Source organism: Dietzia sp. IBK-p2-16D, from assembly GCF_057773085.1.
In genome coordinates this window covers 1-16671 of record NZ_JBYMTL010000008.1, presented here as the reverse complement: position 1 = coordinate 16671, position 16671 = coordinate 1, and the positions used below count along the sequence as shown (strand labels likewise).

17 protein-coding genes are annotated in these 16671 nt (G+C 71.6%); 8 read left to right on the top strand and 9 right to left on the bottom strand.

Annotation, left to right across the window (positions count from 1 at the left end; all coding sequences use genetic code 11):
• Positions 1-17 precede the first annotated feature (17 nt).
• The gene (locus AC3DE3_RS15640) at positions 18-764 is read right to left on the bottom strand and encodes a phosphoglyceromutase (RefSeq protein ID WP_163376355.1); all 747 of its coding nucleotides are present in this window, start codon (positions 762-764) and stop codon (positions 18-20) included.
• 41 nt (positions 765-805) lie between these two features.
• Between AC3DE3_RS15640 and AC3DE3_RS15635 the strand changes: the two genes are divergently transcribed.
• A complete protein-coding gene (locus AC3DE3_RS15635) occupies positions 806-2515 on the top strand; it encodes a long-chain-fatty-acid--CoA ligase (protein WP_488370573.1) in 1710 nt (569 codons plus the stop codon).
• Between the two features lie 26 nt (positions 2516-2541).
• Here AC3DE3_RS15635 and AC3DE3_RS15630 read toward each other — a convergent pair whose 3' ends face one another.
• The 3 genes from AC3DE3_RS15630 to AC3DE3_RS15620 all read right to left on the bottom strand — a co-directional run bounded on the left by AC3DE3_RS15630 (position 2542) and on the right by AC3DE3_RS15620 (position 5459).
• On the bottom strand, positions 2542-3078 hold the full coding sequence (locus AC3DE3_RS15630) for a type III secretion system chaperone family protein (RefSeq protein WP_260489189.1): 537 nt from the start codon (positions 3076-3078) through the stop codon (positions 2542-2544).
• A 73-nt stretch (positions 3079-3151) separates the two neighbouring features.
• Positions 3152-4462, bottom strand: a complete 1311-nt coding sequence (gene mshA, locus AC3DE3_RS15625; RefSeq protein ID WP_260488801.1) for a D-inositol-3-phosphate glycosyltransferase — start codon at positions 4460-4462, stop codon at positions 3152-3154.
• Between the two features lie 112 nt (positions 4463-4574).
• Positions 4575-5459: an alpha/beta fold hydrolase gene (locus AC3DE3_RS15620; RefSeq protein ID WP_488370572.1), complete on the bottom strand. Its 885-nt coding sequence runs from the start codon at positions 5457-5459 to the stop codon at positions 4575-4577.
• Between the two features lie 161 nt (positions 5460-5620).
• On the opposite strand from AC3DE3_RS15620, the gene AC3DE3_RS15615 reads away from it, so the two are divergent.
• From AC3DE3_RS15615 to AC3DE3_RS15605, 3 genes are all read left to right on the top strand, one after another.
• Positions 5621-6070, top strand: coding sequence for a limonene-1,2-epoxide hydrolase family protein (locus AC3DE3_RS15615; protein ID WP_260488803.1), 450 nt, complete (start codon positions 5621-5623; stop codon positions 6068-6070).
• A 115-nt stretch (positions 6071-6185) separates the two neighbouring features.
• On the top strand, positions 6186-6965 hold the full coding sequence (locus tag AC3DE3_RS15610) for an SDR family NAD(P)-dependent oxidoreductase (RefSeq protein WP_260488804.1): 780 nt from the start codon (positions 6186-6188) through the stop codon (positions 6963-6965).
• 105 nt (positions 6966-7070) lie between these two features.
• Positions 7071-7607 carry a ferritin gene (locus AC3DE3_RS15605; protein WP_488370571.1) on the top strand — a complete coding sequence of 179 codons (537 nt, stop codon included), beginning with the start codon at positions 7071-7073 and terminating at the stop codon, positions 7605-7607.
• A gap of 122 nt (positions 7608-7729) precedes the next feature.
• Here AC3DE3_RS15605 and AC3DE3_RS15600 read toward each other — a convergent pair whose 3' ends face one another.
• The 5 genes from AC3DE3_RS15600 to AC3DE3_RS15580 all read right to left on the bottom strand — a co-directional run bounded on the left by AC3DE3_RS15600 (position 7730) and on the right by AC3DE3_RS15580 (position 13325).
• Complete coding sequence (locus tag AC3DE3_RS15600) at positions 7730-8335, bottom strand: dihydrofolate reductase family protein (RefSeq protein WP_472981653.1); 606 nt, start codon at positions 8333-8335, stop codon at positions 7730-7732.
• A 57-nt stretch (positions 8336-8392) separates the two neighbouring features.
• Positions 8393-10018, bottom strand: a complete 1626-nt coding sequence (locus AC3DE3_RS15595; RefSeq protein ID WP_488370570.1) for an ATP-binding cassette domain-containing protein — start codon at positions 10016-10018, stop codon at positions 8393-8395.
• 141 nt (positions 10019-10159) lie between these two features.
• Entirely contained in the window at positions 10160-10744 is a 585-nt protein-coding gene (locus AC3DE3_RS15590) for an acetyltransferase (protein WP_260488808.1), read from the bottom strand.
• A gap of 78 nt (positions 10745-10822) precedes the next feature.
• The gene (yidC, locus tag AC3DE3_RS15585; protein WP_488370569.1) at positions 10823-11950 is read right to left on the bottom strand and encodes a membrane protein insertase YidC; all 1128 of its coding nucleotides are present in this window, start codon (positions 11948-11950) and stop codon (positions 10823-10825) included.
• A gap of 280 nt (positions 11951-12230) precedes the next feature.
• On the bottom strand, positions 12231-13325 hold the full coding sequence (locus AC3DE3_RS15580; RefSeq protein ID WP_488370670.1) for a UDP-N-acetylmuramate dehydrogenase: 1095 nt from the start codon (positions 13323-13325) through the stop codon (positions 12231-12233).
• 123 nt (positions 13326-13448) lie between these two features.
• On the opposite strand from AC3DE3_RS15580, the gene AC3DE3_RS15575 reads away from it, so the two are divergent.
• Genes AC3DE3_RS15575 through AC3DE3_RS15560 form a run of 4 tightly spaced genes read left to right on the top strand, consistent with a single transcriptional unit; the run spans position 13449 to position 16388 of the window.
• Positions 13449-13949, top strand: a complete 501-nt coding sequence (locus AC3DE3_RS15575; RefSeq protein WP_260488810.1) for a DUF2505 domain-containing protein — start codon at positions 13449-13451, stop codon at positions 13947-13949.
• A 57-nt stretch (positions 13950-14006) separates the two neighbouring features.
• Positions 14007-14861, top strand: a complete 855-nt coding sequence (locus tag AC3DE3_RS15570) for an LmeA family phospholipid-binding protein (RefSeq protein WP_488370568.1) — start codon at positions 14007-14009, stop codon at positions 14859-14861.
• Entirely contained in the window at positions 14858-15379 is a 522-nt protein-coding gene (locus AC3DE3_RS15565) for a metallophosphoesterase family protein (RefSeq protein WP_488370567.1), read from the top strand. Before AC3DE3_RS15570 ends, AC3DE3_RS15565 begins: the two co-directional genes overlap by 4 nt.
• A gap of 58 nt (positions 15380-15437) precedes the next feature.
• Positions 15438-16388 (top strand): NADP-dependent oxidoreductase, encoded by a 951-nt coding sequence (locus AC3DE3_RS15560; protein WP_488370566.1) that lies wholly within the window; start codon positions 15438-15440, stop codon positions 16386-16388.
• Positions 16389-16671 lie beyond the last annotated feature (283 nt).

The window sequence follows — 16671 nt, the reverse complement described above, 5'->3', positions numbered from 1 at the left end:
CACCGGGCCTTCACCTACTACTTGCCGCCCTGGTTGGCCACGGCCGCGGCGCCGGCGGCGGCGGCCTCCGGGTCGAGGTAGGTGCCGCCCGGGTTGGCGACCAGTCCGGTCTCGTCGAAGTGGTAGACCAGCGGGATCCCGGTGGGGATGTTCAGGCCCGCGATGTCCTCGTCGGAGATCCCGTCGAGATGCTTCACGAGCGCACGCAGCGAGTTGCCGTGCGCGGCCACCATCACGGTCTTACCCTCCGCCAGCTTCGGGGCGATCTCGGCGGCGTAGTACGGGATGAACCGGTCCACGACGTCCTTGAGGCACTCGGTCAGCGGCACCTCGGGCAGATCGGAGTACCGGGTGTCGGAGGTCTGCGAGTACTCATTGTCCGGGTCGATCGGCGGGGGCGGGGTGTCGTAGCTGCGGCGCCACAGCATGAACTGCTCGTCGCCGAACTGGTCCTTGATCTCCGCCTTGTTCAAACCCTGGAGTTTGCCGTAGTGACGCTCGTTGAGCTTCCAGTGCCGGATCACCGGGACCCAGTGGCGGTCACACGCGTCCAGCGCGATGTTCGCGGTGGTGATCGCGCGACGCAGCAGCGAGGTGTACAGGATGTCCGGCAGGATCCCCGCCTCGGCGAGGAGCTTGCCGCCGCGGACCGCCTCCTCCCGTCCGAGATCGGTCAGGTCGACGTCGACCCAGCCCGTGAACTGGTTGGATGCGTTCCACGTGGACTGCCCGTGACGCAGGAGGACGAGTGTTCCGTAAGCCATACGGTCATTATGACCCGCGCTCCGAGGACTACGGTGCAGACATGACCACACACGCCGGAGACACCCCCGAATCGAGCGACCGGCCGTGGACCGTCCACTACACGCCGGGAACCACGCATGACCTGGACTACGGCAGCACCACGCTGATCGACCAGTTCGACGACGCCGTCAGCACGTACTCGTCCCGTCCCGCCACGGAGTTCTTCGGCCGCCTGACGACCTATTCGGAGCTCGGCAGTCGTGTGCGCCGCGCGGCGGAGGGTCTGCGCCGCCTGGGGGTCGCGCGCGGTGACCGTGTCGCCGTGCTGCTGCCCAACTGCCCCCAGGGCATCACGGTGTTCTACGCGGCGCTGCGGATCGGCGCGGTGGTCGTGGAGCACAACCCGCTCTACACCGCCGACGAGCTCGAGGCCCCCTTCGCCGATCACGGCGCCAAGGTGGTCGTGACCTGGAACGTCGTCGCGCCGGTGGTGCGGGATCTCGCCGAACGGCCCGGTACCGCGATCGAGCACGTCATCGCCGTCGACCTGCTCGACGAGCTCCCCGCCGTCAAGCGCCTGGCGCTCAGGCGACTTCCCCTCCCGTCTCTGCGGGCCTCCCGGAACAAGCTCTCCCGGCCCGCGCCCGGCACCCTGGACTGGGCCGACTTCGAGACCGGCGCCGAGCTGGACTTCTCGTATCCACGGCCGGCCGCCGAGGATCCCGCCCTGATCCTCTACACCTCCGGCACCACCGGAACCCCCAAGGGGGCCGTCCTGTCCCACGCCAATCTCGTGGCCAACGCCAAGATGGGCCAGGCGTGGGTGCCCGGGCTCGAGTTCGGCCGCGAGCGGTTCCTGGCCTCCCTGCCGATGTTCCACGCCTACGGGGTGACGCTGTGCGTGGTGATCGGGATCGCCGTCGGCGCGCGGCTGCAGCTGGTGCCGACCCCCGACATGGACCTCATCATGCCGATCATGAAGAAGGACCTGCCCACCTTCATCCCGGCCGTCCCGCCGATCTACACCAAGATCCTCGAGGAGGCGGAGAAGCGGAAGATCCCCCTGCACGGCATCAAGCACTCACTGTCCGGCGCCATGAGCCTGCCCGCCGAGCTCATCGAGCGGTGGGAGGCCGCCACCGGTGGCCTCCTGGTCGAGGGCTACGGGATGACCGAGACCTCCCCCATCACCGTCGGCAACCCGATGTCGACGGCGAGGCGGGCCGGCTCCATCGGCGTCCCGTTCCCGGACACCGACATCCGTGTCGCACACAAGGACGATCCCTCGGTCGACGCACCGGCCGGCGAGCCCGGTGAGCTCCTGGTCAGGGGACCGCAGGTCTTCCCGGGCTACTGGCGCAACGAGAAGGCGACCGCCGAGACCTTCCACGACGGTTGGATCCGCACCGGCGACGTCGTGGTCCAGGACGGCGACGGATTCCTGCACGTGGTGGACCGGATCAAGGAAATGATCGTCACCGGCGGGTTCAACGTCTACCCGTCGGAGGTCGAGGCGGTGCTGCGCGCGGCCCCGGGCGTCGCGGACTGCGCCGTGGTGGGCCGCCCGAGCTCCGACGGCGGCGAGAAGGTCATCGCCGCGGTCGTGCCGGAACCCGGCGCCTCACTAGACCCCGACGCCCTGCGCGCGCACTGCAAGGGCTCGCTGGCCGGGTACAAGGTCCCGCGCGAGTTCGTCGAACTGGACGAACTGCCCACCAACCCGATGGGCAAGGTCCTGCGCAAGAAGGTCGCCCAGCAGATCAACGCCTGACCGGCACGCTATCCGGGTGTCCGGGGCTACTCCGGCTGGGGCAGGTCCTGGGTGAGGTGGCGGAACGCGTCGAGGTTGCGCAGCGGCTCGCCCCGGGACACGCGCCACTCCCACTCGCGGCGGATCGAGGTGTGGAAGCCCAGCTCGATGAGGATGTTGAAGTCGTGGTCCGCGGCCTCGAGCACCTGGCCCAGCACGCGGTCGAGTTCCTCTTCCGTCACCGCGACCAGCGGCATCCGGCCGACGAGGTAGATGTCGCCGTTGTTGTCCAGCGTGTACGCCACCTGGTACAGCCGACGGTTGCGCCGCAGCATGTACTTGTAGACCTTCTCGAAGTCCTCGTCGGGCTGGCGGCACACGAACGCCTCGATGCGCACGCTCTCCCGGTTCACCGTCAGGTGGCAGGCGGTCTTGAGGCGCTTCTCCCCCGGCAGGATCACGACGAACGTGCGGCCGTCGGCCAGAGTCGACTCGATCTCCCGCTCCACCAGGAAGTTCCGGATCCGTTCGACGGTCGGGGCGTCGACGTCCTCCCGGCTCGCGGCCGGCCCGTCGTCGTCCATGCGCTTGCTCTCGGTGGGGTCGATCATCGTGACTCCTTCGGGGTGGTCGGCTGGGACTCGGGCGGACGGGAGATCAGGACGCGGTGGCGTCGGCACGCCGGGCCCGGTACGCGGCCATCGTGCCCGCGTACGAGGACACGAGCCCCTCGGCCGTGGCGTCCCAGGAGAACCCGGAGGCGTGCACCGGGGCGGCCCGCGACATCGACAGGCGCAGCTCGTCGTCGTCCAACAATCCGGACAACACGCGCGCCCAGACACTCGGATCGTGCCCGTCCACGGTGATCCCGGTCCGGCCGTCGGCGACGGCCGTGGGGAGCCCGCCCACCGCGGCCGCGACGACGGGGGTCCCACACGCCTGCGCCTCGAGGGCCACGAGCCCGAACGACTCCGAGTACGACGGCACCGCCACGATGTCCGCGGCCCGGTAGACGTCCACCAGCTCCGACGGCGGCCGGGGAGCCAGGAAACACACGCGATCGGCCACTCCCAGCTCCTCGGCCAGGTCCATCAACGAGCGCGGCCTGGAGAGCCCCGACCCGCTGGGTCCGCCGACGACCATCAGACGCACGTCACGGCGGGGCTGGGCGCGCACCATCTCGGCGAGCGCCCGCACGATCACGTCGGGGGCCTTGAGCGGCTGGATCCGGCCGACGAATGCGATCACCTCGGAGTGCTGCCCCAGCCCCAGCGCGCGGCGGGCCTGCTCGGTGCCGCGCCGGGTGCCGGGGGTGTACTGCTCCAGGTCGGCGCCGGGCGAGACGACGTCGACGTCGGCGGGGTCGGCGTCGTAGTACTCGACGAGTTCGCGCAGCTCGCCGGTGGTGTTGACGACGAGCCGGTCCGCGGCGTCCACGATCTGCTGTTCACCGATACGCCGGGACTCGGGCTCGGGGGTGTCTCCCTCGGCGAGGACCGCGTTCTTCACCGCCGCCAGCGTGTGCGCGGTGTGGACCAGTGGCACGCCCCAGTGCTCGGACGCGACCAGCCCGGCCTGGCCGGAGAGCCAGTAGTGGGAGTGGATGAGGTCGTAGTACCCCGGCGCGTGCCCGGCCTCCGCGCGCATCACGCCGGCGACGAACGGGCACAGCTGCGTGGGCAGGTCCTCCTTGCGCAGTCCCTCGAACGGCCCGGCCACGATGTTGCGGACCAGGACGCCGTCGCCGGCCTGCTCGACCGGCGGCTGCGACGAGTGGGTGGCGCGGGTGAAGATCTCGACCTCCACGCCGAGGCGGGCCAACCGGCGCGCTGTCTGCAGGACGTACACGTTGAGTCCGCCCGCGTCGCCCGTGCCCGGCTGGGCCAGCGGCGAGGTGTGGAAGGACAGGACCGCGACGCGCCGGGGCAGGGGGTGCGCGGCGCCGGGGTCGAGGTCGGTTACGGTCACCCGTCCGATTGTGCCCCTGCCCGCGCCGGGGTGCACGTCGGCCGTGCCCCGCCGCCCTGATGTGACGACGACGAGGTGGGCCTCCCCGACCGGGCCCGCCGCCCGAGGATCGTTACAGGGAGGCGGCGAAATCGTCGAGCTCGGCCAGGAAGCGGGGCGTGTCCTCGAGGAACGGCGCGTGCGCGGACTCGGCGAACTCGACGTAGCGGCCGTCGGGGATCATCTCGGCGTTGGCCCGGCCGGCGGAGGGCAGCACCACCCCGTCGTGGGCGCCGTGGAGGACCAGCGCGGGGATCGTCAGACCGCGCAGGGTGTCGTCGTTGTCCACCTTCCGGGTGAGCAGCGCCTGCCGGACCGCCGGGGGCGTGGACAGGGACAGGCCCAGGATCCGCTGCCCGTCGGCGCCCGATCCCGAGCGCATCATGGCCTTGCCGAAGCTCGTGAACGCGGCCAGCGCGACGGAGGGCTTCTCGTCGAACGCGCCGCCCGAGGTCACCTCCTTCATGGCGGGGCCGATCGCGCCGCCGGCCGAGCGGGAGAGCGAGGTGACCGCGCCGCAGAGCACGATCCCGCCGACCCGGCCCTCGCCGCGGGCGGCCAGGTAGTCCGAGACCACCACGCCGCCGTACGACCACCCCAGCAGGATCGCGCCCGCGTCCTCGCCGATGCCCGCGGAGTCGAGGACGGACTCGACGTCGTCGGCCCACTGCCGCGCCGAGTCGTAGCCGCCGGCCGGGACGTCGGAATGCCCGTGGCCGCGCAGATCGATCGCCACGACGCGGAACCGCTGCGCCAGGGCGCCCAGCAGCTCGGTCCCCCAGCTCGAGCTCGACTGGGCCCAGCCGTGGATCAGTACGAGCGGCCGGGCGGCGGGATCGCCGAGGACCCGGTAGGCGATCGCGGTGCCGTCCGACGAGACGGCCGAGGCGAGGGTGGGCGCGGGCGTCGAGGCTGCGGGCTCGTGGGCTGAGGACTCAGAGGTGGGCGCGGAGGTCATGCGCCTCATGGTGCCAGCCACGCTCCGGGTTATGCGGCCTGTCTGCACGGAATCCACCCGCGTACGCGTGCGGAATGGTCCATAGAGAGCGCGCACCCGCAGTGACGCCGATCGTCACGATCCGACCCCCACACCGCGCCCGCGCCGGTTACCGTTGCGCAATGGCAGCCACCACCACCCGGACCGACCCCGATGTCGTGGTCCGCACGTTCTTCGACGCCCTGATGACCGGGTCCACCACCGCCGCCGGCGACCTGCTCGCCGAGGACGTCTGGTGGGCCAACATCGGCCTGCCGACCATCCGGGGCAAGCGCGCGGTCGTCGGCGCGATCTCCTCGATGAACCGCAGCATCCGCTTCGGAGTGGAGATCCACCACCTCGCGGTGTCGGCGCCCGCGGACCCGACCGACCCGGCGGCCCCCGTCGTGGTGCTCACCGAACGCACCGACTACCTCGGGGTCGGGCGGTTCCGCGTCGGCTTCTGGGTGTGCGGCCGCCTCGAGGTCCGCGATGGCCGGATCTGCGGCTGGCAGGACTACTTCTCCAAGGCCGACATGGCCAGGGGCGCGGTGCGCGGACTCGTCGAGATGGTCACCGGCCGGGGTCGCTGACCTCGTCGTCGTCGCCACCCCGTCGCCCCCGAGGTCGCCGACCCGCCGCAACCTTTTCGCACGCGGCGCGCACATCTCGTCGACCCCGTCGGACCCGCCGCCTACCCTCTAGGACATGAGCACCGATCACTCCGCCGCCCGTGAGCGGCTCGCCGCCCTGCCCGCCGAGACCCGCGTCGCGGTGGTGACGGGGGCGTCGTCGGGAATCGGTGAGGCGTCCGCGCGCGAGCTGGCCGGACTCGGGTTCCACGTGATCGTCGGGGCGCGTCGGGTCGACCGTCTGGAGTCGCTCGCGGCGGAGATCGGTGGCACCGCCCTCCCGTTGGACGTGACGGACGCCGACTCGTGCGCGGCGTTCTGCGCGGCCATCCCCCGGCTGAACGTGCTGGTCAACAACGCCGGCGGCGCCAAGGGCACGACCAGCGTGATGGATGCCGACGAGGACCAGTGGCGCTGGATGTGGGAGACCAACGTCCTCGGCACGCTGCGCATGGTCCGCGGCCTCATGCCGGTGTTGGTCGACACGGGCGACGGACTGGTCATCACCATCACCTCGATCGCCGCCCTCGAGTCGTACGACAACGGCTCCGGCTACACCTCGGCCAAGCACGCGCAGGCGGTCCTGCACCGCACGCTGCGCGGGGAGCACCTGGGCCAGCCGGTGCGGTTCACCGAGATCGCGCCCGGCATGGTCGAGACCGAGTTCTCCCGCGTGAGGTTCGACGGCGACGACGACAAGGCGGCCGCCGTCTACCGTGGGCTGACCCCGATGGTGGCCGAGGACGTGGCGGAGATCGTCGGGTTCGTGGCGAGCAGGCCCTCGCACGTCAACCTGGACCAGATCGTGGTGAAGCCGCGGGACCAGCACTCCGCGACGCGCGCCCACCGGAACTGACGGGCGCACAGGTGAGGCTGCCCAACGAGGACCCAGGTTAGGCTTACTGACCTGGCAGAACGCCGCCGGCGGCCATAGGCTGGCCCCCTACTGAAAGGGGCCCCCATGGCCAGGAACAAGAACTCATTCGTCGAACTCCTCTCGGCTCAGGTCGGTCACGAGTTCGCCGCCAGTCAGCAGTACATCGCGATCGCCGTGTGGGCGGACGCGCAGGACCTGCCGCAGCTCGCGTCGCGCTTCTACTCGCACAGCCTGGGTGAGCGGAACCACGCGATGATGATGGTCCAGTACATGCTCGACCGGGAGATCGACGTGACGATCCCGGCGGTGCCCGCTCCCCAAGCCGCGTTCGGTGACCCCGCCGACGCACTGCGGACGGCGCTGGAGCAGGAGAAGCAGGTGACCCGGCAGATCGAGGCGATGTTCCAGGCCGCCCGCGCCGAGTCCGACCCGCTCGGCGAGCAGTTCATGCTGTGGTTCCTCCGCGAGCAGGTCGAGGAGGTCGCCAACATGAACACGCTGGTGACCATCGCCGAGCGCGCCGCCGACGACTGGTTCCGCATCGAGGAGTACCTGGCCCGCGAGACCGACTCCTCCACCAACACCGGAACCCCGCCCTCGGTCGCCGGCGGCGCGGTCTGATCTACGCCCCCCGAGCGCCATAGCGCCATAGCGCCATCGAAAAGAGCGTTCCGCTCACATCCGCCGAGTGACGGCGCGCGAAACGCTCTTTTCGATGACAGTCCGGGGACTCGCGATGGCGGTCAGGCGCGGGCGTACTCCACGTAGCTCACCCCGCTGTCGAAGTCATGACGCCGGCCCCGGGTCAGCGCCAGCGGGAGCGCCCCGCCCGCCGCGCCCGGCCCGCCCGTCGCCCGCGCCACCAGCGGGATGCCCGCGCCCAGGACAACCGGGTTGACCTTGAGCCGGAACTCGTCGATCTCGTCGACCAGTTGACCGGCCAGCGAGCCGCCGCCACACAGCCAGACGTCGAGCGCCGAGTCCTCCGACTTGAGCCTGCGGACCAGGGTCACGGGGTCCTCGTCGGACGCGGTCAGCCCCTCCTCGGCGGGCAGCTCGTCCGGCCGGTGGGTCACCACGTACTGGCGCAGGTGCGGGTAACCGCTGGCCAGTCCCTCGTCCACCGCCACCTGATGGGTGGTGCGGCCCATGATCACGGTGTCGAATGCCCGGTGTGGCGTCGTCGTCACGCCGAGGGAGCCGCGGAAGTGCCCGGGTATCGTCTCCGGGTAGTTCTCGATGAGCCAGGGCATGTTCGCGGCTTCGACGGGGAAGACGTCGAACCCTCCGTCCGGGTCGGCGATGAAGCCGTCGATACTGACGGCCACGTAGTAGATGAGCTTGCGCATGGTGGGTCCTCTCTGGGAATGGTGGTGAGCGTCTGCGTCCACCCCGCCGGAGCGGGGTCAGCCGAAGGTGATCACGTCGTCCACCCCCACCCGGTCGCAGAAGCCGTCGTCGTGGGTGACGAGCAGTAGCGCCCCCCGCCACTGCGCGAGTGCGTCGGCGAGCACCCGGACGCCGTCGAGGTCGAGGTTGTTGGTCGGCTCGTCCAGGATCAGCAACTGCGGGATCGGTCGGGCGAACAGCCGCGCCGCCAGCGCCGCACGGAGTCGCTCGCCACCGGACAGATCGCCGAGTCGGCGGAACCCGGCGTCACCGGTGAACAGCAGCCGCGCCGCGTGGGCGTGGGCCTCCTCCGCCGGTGCGTCGGGGCGGACCGCCCGGATCGCGTCGATGACAGACCACCCCGGATGCTCGACACGAAGATCCTGCGGCAGCAGGGCAAACGGGACGTGGACTCCCTCGTCGTCGACCCCGTCGCCGCTACCGTCGCCGCCACTAACGCCGCCACTGCCGCTGCCGCTCCCGATGCCCACGAGGCGTCGCAGGAGCGTCGTCTTGCCGCTGCCGTTGGGCCCGGCCACCCGCACGCGCGCGGGTCCGGCGAGGTGCACCCGCCCGGCGACGGGGTCGGCGACATCCAGGACGACGCGGCCGGCGGGCAGTCCCGGGTCGGGGAGCTCGACCCGCAGCAGCTCCTCGCGCCGGATGGCCGCGTCCGCCGCGCGCATCCGCTCCCGCGCCTGCTCGACGCCCCTCTCGTGAGTGGCCCGGTACCGCGCCGCCGACTCCTGCGCCTGCCGCTTGCGCATCCCCATGACGATCTTGGGTTCACGCTTGTTCGCCTCCATCTTGCGGCCGTACCGTTGGCGCCGCGCCAGCACCACCTGCGCCTCGACCTTGTCCCGCTTCTCGGCGCGCAGGTCGTTCCGCGCGCCGGTCAGCGACTGACGCGCGGCGGCCTGCTCGGCCTCGATCACGTCCCGATAGTGCGAGTACGGCCCGCCGAAGACCCGGCACCCGCCGGCCCGCAGCTCGACCGTCGTCTCGGCGCTGTCCAGCAAGTCCAGATCATGGCTCACCACCATCACCACGCGGTCCCCGCCCGCAACGAACTCACCGACCGCCGCGAACAGTCGCTCCCGCGCCCGGGCGTCGAGGTTGTTGGTGGGCTCGTCCAGCAGCAGGACCCGCGGCCGCCGGAGAAGCCGACCCGCCACCGCCGCCAGGGTGCGTTCCCCGCCGGACAGCGCGACCACGGGCCGGCCCGGTTCGGTCGGCAGGCCCAGGTCGTCGAGCAGCGCGATCGTGCGCTCTTCCACCGACCAGTCGTCGCCGATGCGGGCGAAGTCGTCGTCGTCGCCCTCACCCGCCTCGATCCGGGCCAGCGCCGCCAGCTGCCGACCCACGCCGAGTTCATCGGCGAGAGTCCGCTCGGCGGGGGCGTCGGCGAGCAGCTGCGGAAGATACGCGACGGTGGGTGGACCCGCGGGCTCGCCGTCGACGCTGATCGAACCGCGCGCCGACCGGAGCTCGCCCGCGACGAGGCGCAGCAGGGTGCTCTTGCCGGCGCCGTTGCGGCCGACGAGTGAGGTCAGACCCGGGCCGACGGCGAGGTCGAGCCCGTCGAAGAGTGGGGTGTCGTCGGGAAACGCGAACGCGACATCCGACAGGACGAGGGAAGACATGCGTGCTCCAGGAGAGGTGGCGTGGGGCCGGGACTCACCTGAGGTTCAGCACTGTCCTTCGATCTCCTCGTCTGGTTCTTCTCGGCTCCGCGCCCCTCGCGACCCCGGGTCTCCCCGCGGTCGCGCCGTGCGCCTGCCGACTCATCCGGTGACGCTACGCGGTGGACCCGCTGGCGGCAAGGGTCGGTCGATCCGGCAGATCGCGTGGAGGGGTGTGTCGCCGGGGACGTCGGGGGTCAGCTCCGCGTCCGGCAGCCGCCGGAACCCCGCCCGGACCAGCGCGCCCCAGGATCGGGGGTTCTCGATGTTCACGGGCACGATCACGCAGGTCGCCTCGGGGTGGCCGTCCCAGATCCCGGCCACCGCCCGCGCCACCATGGCCGCGCCCGCTCCCCTGCCGCGCGCCGCGGGGTCGGCGATCAGGTAGTCCATGCTCCACGCGTCGGTGGGCACCTCGATCCCGGCCCCGGTGAGCTCGTCCACGCCCGAGGGTTCTGCCGCGATCGGGTATCTCATGAGCATCCCGGCGTCCTCGCCGTCGACGATGACGACCAGGCACTCCGTCTGCCCGTCGTCGAGGAACGGGCCGAAGTCCTGCTCGACCCGGTCCGGCGAGTTCTCGGACCACCACCGCGCGACGAGCGGCTCGGCCAGCCAGCGCGCGAGCGTCGGCAGGTCGTCGCGGGTGAGGGGACGAAACGTCACCTCGGGAGCGGCGGTCTCCACGGCTCCAGCGTAGACCCGGATGGGGCCCCTGCCGCCCGCTCGGCGGCCGACCCTTCCCGCGACCGTTCCCGGCGGGGCCTACATGAACGCGCTGGGTGGCAGGCCCTCGCGGCTCGTCATGGGCAGCTCCTTCTCCAGCCGCTCCATGAAGAAGTGCGACTGCACCGCGGTCCAGACGTTGTTGGTCAGCCAGTACAGGCCGATCGCGATGGGGAAGTTGAAGAAGTACGCGCCCACGATCGGGAAGACCGGGAACAGGTACATCATGATCTTCATCGACTGGTTCATCGACTCGGTCATGGATTCGGCCATCGACTGGAAGTCCTGCGGCTTGGCCGCCGCACCAGCGCCCGGACCGGCCGCGCCGGCAGCACCCGCGGTGGCGGGAGCGCCCGGGGTGCCGGCCGCGCCGTCGCGACGCTCGGCCTCGTCCCCGGACCGGGCGTCGGCGTCGGCGGCGGTGACGGGCTTCTCGCCGTCGATCTCGAGCACCTCGCCGTCGACGAACGGCCCACCGGCCCGATCCTCGGCCTCGACCTGCGCGACCGCCGCCTGCTCGGCCGCCTTGGCCGCCTTCTGCCGGCGGAAGGAGTTCCACATGTTGATGAACGTGGCGATGCCGGCCAGCACGAACAGCGGCACGGCCAGCACGAGGATGTCCTCGCGGACGAGCCCCGGGTGCAGCGAGTCCATGACCTCCTGCGGCATCCGGATGTAGGACGCCAGCGGCACCCCGAAGATCTCGGCGTTGAGGAACGAGGCGACCTGCTCGGGCTGGAACGCCCCGTTGGTCATGGTCGAGGCCTCTTCGATGGACACCCCACGGGGCGAGAAGTTGAGCAGCACGTAGTACAGGCCGAGGAACACGGGGATCTGCACGAACAGCGGCAGACACCCGGCCGCGGGGTTCACCCCGGCCCCGGAGTACAGCTCCTGCATCTCCTTGGCCTGCGCCTGGCGGTCCTCCGGGGACTTGCGGTCCTTGTACTTGAGCTGCAGCTCCTTCATCTTGGGAGCGAGCTGCGCCATCTTGCGCATCGAGTACTGCTGCCGCCACATCGACCGCATGAGCAGCAGTCGCACGGTCACCACCAGCAGCAACACCGAGCCGACCCATGCGATGCCCGAGTCGGGGTCCACGACGAAGCTCAGCGCCCAGTGCCAGAACTTCATGACGAGCGACACCGGATACGCGAACAGGTCCACGGGCTTCTCCAACGACGAGCGGCGCCGGGGAGGGCGCGCGGGGCGGGACAGACCACAAAGGTCGGGCTCCAGCGTGCCAGGGTGGGCGCCGCAACGGGGAATCAGGGTCAGCCGCCGGAGGTGGGTGCCGGGGCCCGACGCCCTACGATCCGCGCCTCCGATGACGATGCACCCCCGGGGCCCGAAGCGCGAGTCGCATTCCGAGGGGCGGATCGTGGCGGGGTGGCCCGCATTCCGAGGGGCGTATCGTGGCGATGAAACGGGCGCCGGGCGGCCCGGGTCAGATGTGGCAGCCCACCCACACCGGCTCGGGGTGCAGTTCCACGCCGAACGCCTCCCGCACTCCGTCGCGGACCTCGCGCGCCAGCGCGATCACGTCCTCCGCGGTGGCCCGACCCCTGTTGGTCAGCGCCAGCGTGTGTTTGGTGGAGAGACGAGCGGGTGACGACGACGAGGGATGCCCCTTGGAGAAACCGGCCCGCTCGATGAGCCATCCCGCCGAGAGTTTGACGCCCCCGGGCGCGGAGAAGGCGGGCATCTGCTCGGCCTGCGCGGTACCGAGTCTGTCCGCCACCCGGGAGCGCACCGTGGGGAGTTCGTCCTCGGGCACCACCGGGTTGGTGAAGAACGATCCCGCGGACCAGGTGTCGGAGTCGTCGTCGTCGAGCACCATCCCCTTGCCGCGGCGCAGTTCCAGCACGGTGCGCCGCACCACGGCCGGGTCGGTCCGGTCGCCCGGCGCGACGCCGAGACGGCCGGCGAGTTCGGCGTAGCGGATCGGTTCACTGCGACCGTCGGGGTCGAGGCGGAACTCCACCTCGAGGACCACGGCGCGGTCGGTGTTCTTGAGCACCGAGGTCCGGTAGCCGAGACCGAGCGCGTCGGGGGTCACCCACTCGTCGACGCCGGTGGCGCGGTCGAACCAGCGAACGCGGTGCAGGATCTGGGCGACCTCCACCCCGTAGGCGCCGACGTTCTGCACGGGGGTCGCGCCCACGGATCCGGGGATCCCGGACAGGCACTCGAGACCGCCGTACCCGCGCCCGACCGTGTCGGCGACCAGTTCATCCCAGGTCAGTCCCGCGCCGGCGCGGACGATGAGGCGGTCGTCGGCGGCGCCGGTGAGGTAGTCGATCTCCCGGTTGCGCAGGGCCACCACCACGAGGTCCAGGTCGTCTCCCGCCACCACGAGGTTCGAACCACCGCCCAACACGAGCACCGGCACGTCCGCGGCGTCCAGGGCCCGCACCGCCGCGACGACCGCGTCCGCGGTCGCGCACTCCAGCAGCGCGCGGGGGCGGCCGCCGATGCGCAGGGTCGTCAGGTCCGCGAGGCGGGCACCGGGCACCGGGTCGATCCCGTGGACGTGCGACAGCTCGGCGACGACCGGGTCGGCGGGGTGCGGCGCGGTGCTGGCGGGGTCGGGCTGCGCGGCGGGGTCGGGCGGCGACGGGTTCACACGACCGAGGGTAACCGGCGGCTTGTAGGGTCTGACCCCATGGCGACCCGCTTCTCCCACACCGCACGTATCGACACGCACGTCGAGAACGTGTTCACCTCCTACGGCGACGAGGCCTTCTGGCGCGACCGCATCGCCGCCGTCGGCAGTCCCGAGGACACCCTCGACGACTTCTCCGCCACCGGCGACACGGTCACCGTCACCGTCACCCAGCACATCCCCGACTCCGACATCCCCGACCTGGCCCGCAAGGTCCTGCCCGGGCAGCTGGTGATCGTCCGGACCAGCACCTTCGGCGACTTCGACGGCGAGCGGTTCACCGGAACCGCCCGCGCCGAGGCCGCCGGCGGGCTCGGGATGATCAGCGGCGGCGCCGAGGCCGTCCACCGGGACGGGGCGGCCCACGAATCCGTCTCCGGTCAGGTCAAGGTGTCGGTGCCACTGCTCGGCGGCAAGCTCGAGAAACTCGTCGTGGGGCACCTGGACCGACTGTTCGAGGCCGAGTACCAGCATCTGCGCCGCTGGACCGCCGCCCGCTGACCTGCGGCGGGGACGTGGGCACTGCACGCCCGGCCCGGATCGGTGACAATCGGACGAATGCAGCAGCCGCACGAGACGCAGCGACTCCCCGCCTACGACCGGCCCGGCGTCCAGCACGCCGAGACCCAGCAGTTCCCCACCGCGCGCGGCGACGCGTGGACCCCGGACCCTGCGCCCGCCACCGACGGCGCCGCCCGCCGCCGACGCGGGCCCGTGATCGCGCTCGTCGCGGTGCTCGCCGTGGTGGGACTCATCGCCGGGCTGGTCGGCCTCGAGTTCGGGATGCGGGGCGCCATCAAGAACCGCATGGCCGAGGAGGTCACCGCCAGCCTCGGCTCCCCCGCGCAGGTCGAACTCGGCGCGCGCCCGGTGCTCCTGTCCTACCTCGACGGCAATCTCGGCTCCGTCCGCATCACCACCGACGGCTCCGCGGCCGAGGGGGCCACCGGACCGGCCCCGCAGATCGACATCCGGGCCGACGGCGTGCGATCCGAGGGCGACCTCACCCGCGTGGACTCGCTCAACGGGTCCGCGTTCGTCTCCGAGCAGGCCATGTCCACCGCCGCGCAGCAGGAGAACCCCGCCGGCGGCGGCATGCTCGGCGGGCTGATCCAGGTCCAGGACATCGTCGCCGACCCCGGCGCCGGCACGCTCCGCGTCTCGATCAGTGGACTGGCCGAGGCGGTCGTGACCCCGCGGCTCATCGACGGCGACCTCCAGATGCAGCCCGAGCAGGCCTCGATCTTCGGGTTCCAACTGCCCGCCGAACTGCTCGGCGGGACCATCTCGATGATGGACTCCGCGCTGGCCGAACTGCCCGAGGGAGTGCGGCTGACCGGCGTCCGGGTAGTGCCGGGCGGCATGACCGTCGACATCGCCGGGGAGGACGTCCTGCTCGAGGCGACCCGGTGACCGCGGGCGGCACCCGCCTGCTCATCATCGCCGACACCCACGTCCCGACGCCGGCCCGCGACCTGCCCGCCCGGGTGTGGGACGAGGTCGCCGCCGCCGACGTGGTGATCCACGCGGGCGACTGGATGGACCCCGGGCTGCTCGACACGCTGGAGGAACGCTCGGACCGGCTCATCGCCTGCTGGGGCAACAACGACGGCCCCGAACTCCGCGAGCGGCTGCCCGAGGTGGCCCGCGTGACGATCGAGGGCGTCCGGCTGGCGGTCACCCACGAGGCCGGCGCGTCCGCGGGCCGGGACACACGCATGGCCAAGGCCTACCCGGACACCGACGTCCTGGTGTTCGGCCACTCGCACATCCCGTGGGACACCACCACACCGAGCGCATCCGGCCGGGGCGAGTTGCGGCTGCTCAACCCGGGCTCCCCCACCGACCGACGACGCCAACCGCACTGCACGTACATGACCGCGACCGTCGACGGCGGCCTCCTTCGCGACGTCGAACTGCACCGGCTCTGAGCTCGCCCCGCCGGTCCGGGCCCGACGGGCGTCACCGGGATCCGCCTACCCTGGGCCCATGAGCAACGACACCACCATGCGCGCCGTGCGACAGGACACCCTCGGGGAGCCGGACGTCCTCGCCGTCGTCGACCTCCCCCGCCCCACGCCACGCACCAACGAGGTCCTCGTGCGCGTCGAGGCCGCCAGCGTCAACCCCACCGACTGGAAGCACCGAGCAACCGGCGGCTTCCTCGGCACGCCCCCGTTCGTGCTCGGGTGGGACCTGTCCGGCGTGGTGGAGGAGGTGGGCATCGGCGTCGCGCGGTTCGCCCCCGGCGACGAGGTGTTCGGCATGCTCTCGTACCCGTTCGGCCACGGTGCCCACGCCGAGTACGTCACCGCCCCCGCGGCGTGGTTCGCGCCCAAGCCGGCCTCACTCGACCACGTGCAGGCCGCCGCACTTCCACTGGTGTCGCTCACCGCGTGGCAGGCGCTCGTCGAGAACGCACGGATCCAGCCGGGCCAGCGGGTGCTCATCCACGCCGCCGCCGGTGGGGTCGGGCACGTGGCCGTGCAGATAGCGAAGGCACGCGGCGCATACGTCATCGGCACCGCCAGCGCCGGCAAGCACGACTTCCTGCGCGAGCTCGGAGTCGACGAGGCGATCGACTACCACGGCGTCGACATCGCGGAGGCCGTGTCGGACGTCGACGCCGTGCTCGACACGATCGGCGGCGAGACCTCCCTGAAGTCGCTGCGGACGCTGCGCCCCGGCGGGATCGTGGTGTCGATCCTGCCCGTGGGCTCGGACGATTTCTACCGCGAGGCCGAGGAGCTCGGCGTACGCGCGGTCCGGATGCTCGTCGACGCCTCCCGCCACGACCTGGTCTCGATCACCGAGCTGGTCGAGCAGGGTTCGCTGCGGGCGACGATCGCCGACGTCTTCCCGCTCGAGCAGGCCGCAGAGGCGCACCGCCGCGGGGAGACCGGCCGGACCACCGGCAAGATGGTGCTCACCACGAGCTGACGCCCCGGCGGCGGGTGCGGTCGCGGGTGCGGGTGCGGTCGCGGGTGGCGGGTGCGGGTGCGGTCGGCGGGCGCGGGTGCGGTCGGCGGGCGCTCAGCCAGCACAGCCGGGCCCGGATGCGCTGCGTCGGTGGCTTGCGAGCCCTGAATGGTCCATACCCGCAGCGCAACCCCGGCGATCGCGTACATTCCGCCATCGCAAGCCACAGCGCCAGCGCATCCGCCGGCGGATGTGTGATGTCTAAGGACATCGGTGACAGTTCTGCCTAAGGACATCGGTGACA

Excerpts from the sequence above, each read along its gene's own strand:
- AC3DE3_RS15575 (WP_260488810.1), top strand. The coding sequence starts at position 13,449 with ATGGCGACCCGCTTCTCCCACACCGCACGTATCGACACGCACGTCGAG.
- AC3DE3_RS15600 (WP_472981653.1), bottom strand. The coding sequence starts at position 8,335 with ATGCGCAAGCTCATCTACTACGTGGCCGTCAGTATCGACGGCTTCATC.
- AC3DE3_RS15620 (WP_488370572.1), bottom strand. The coding sequence starts at position 5,459 with ATGACCTCCGCGCCCACCTCTGAGTCCTCAGCCCACGAGCCCGCAGCC.
- AC3DE3_RS15605 (WP_488370571.1), top strand. The coding sequence starts at position 7,071 with ATGGCCAGGAACAAGAACTCATTCGTCGAACTCCTCTCGGCTCAGGTC.
- AC3DE3_RS15630 (WP_260489189.1), bottom strand. The coding sequence starts at position 3,078 with ATGGACGACGACGGGCCGGCCGCGAGCCGGGAGGACGTCGACGCCCCG.
- AC3DE3_RS15615 (WP_260488803.1), top strand. The coding sequence starts at position 5,621 with ATGGCAGCCACCACCACCCGGACCGACCCCGATGTCGTGGTCCGCACG.
- AC3DE3_RS15635 (WP_488370573.1), top strand. The coding sequence starts at position 806 with ATGACCACACACGCCGGAGACACCCCCGAATCGAGCGACCGGCCGTGG.
- AC3DE3_RS15640 (WP_163376355.1), bottom strand. The coding sequence starts at position 764 with ATGGCTTACGGAACACTCGTCCTCCTGCGTCACGGGCAGTCCACGTGG.
- AC3DE3_RS15560 (WP_488370566.1), top strand. The coding sequence starts at position 15,438 with ATGAGCAACGACACCACCATGCGCGCCGTGCGACAGGACACCCTCGGG.
- AC3DE3_RS15595 (WP_488370570.1), bottom strand. The coding sequence starts at position 10,018 with ATGTCTTCCCTCGTCCTGTCGGATGTCGCGTTCGCGTTTCCCGACGAC.
- AC3DE3_RS15570 (WP_488370568.1), top strand. The coding sequence starts at position 14,007 with ATGCAGCAGCCGCACGAGACGCAGCGACTCCCCGCCTACGACCGGCCC.
- AC3DE3_RS15610 (WP_260488804.1), top strand. The coding sequence starts at position 6,186 with ATGAGCACCGATCACTCCGCCGCCCGTGAGCGGCTCGCCGCCCTGCCC.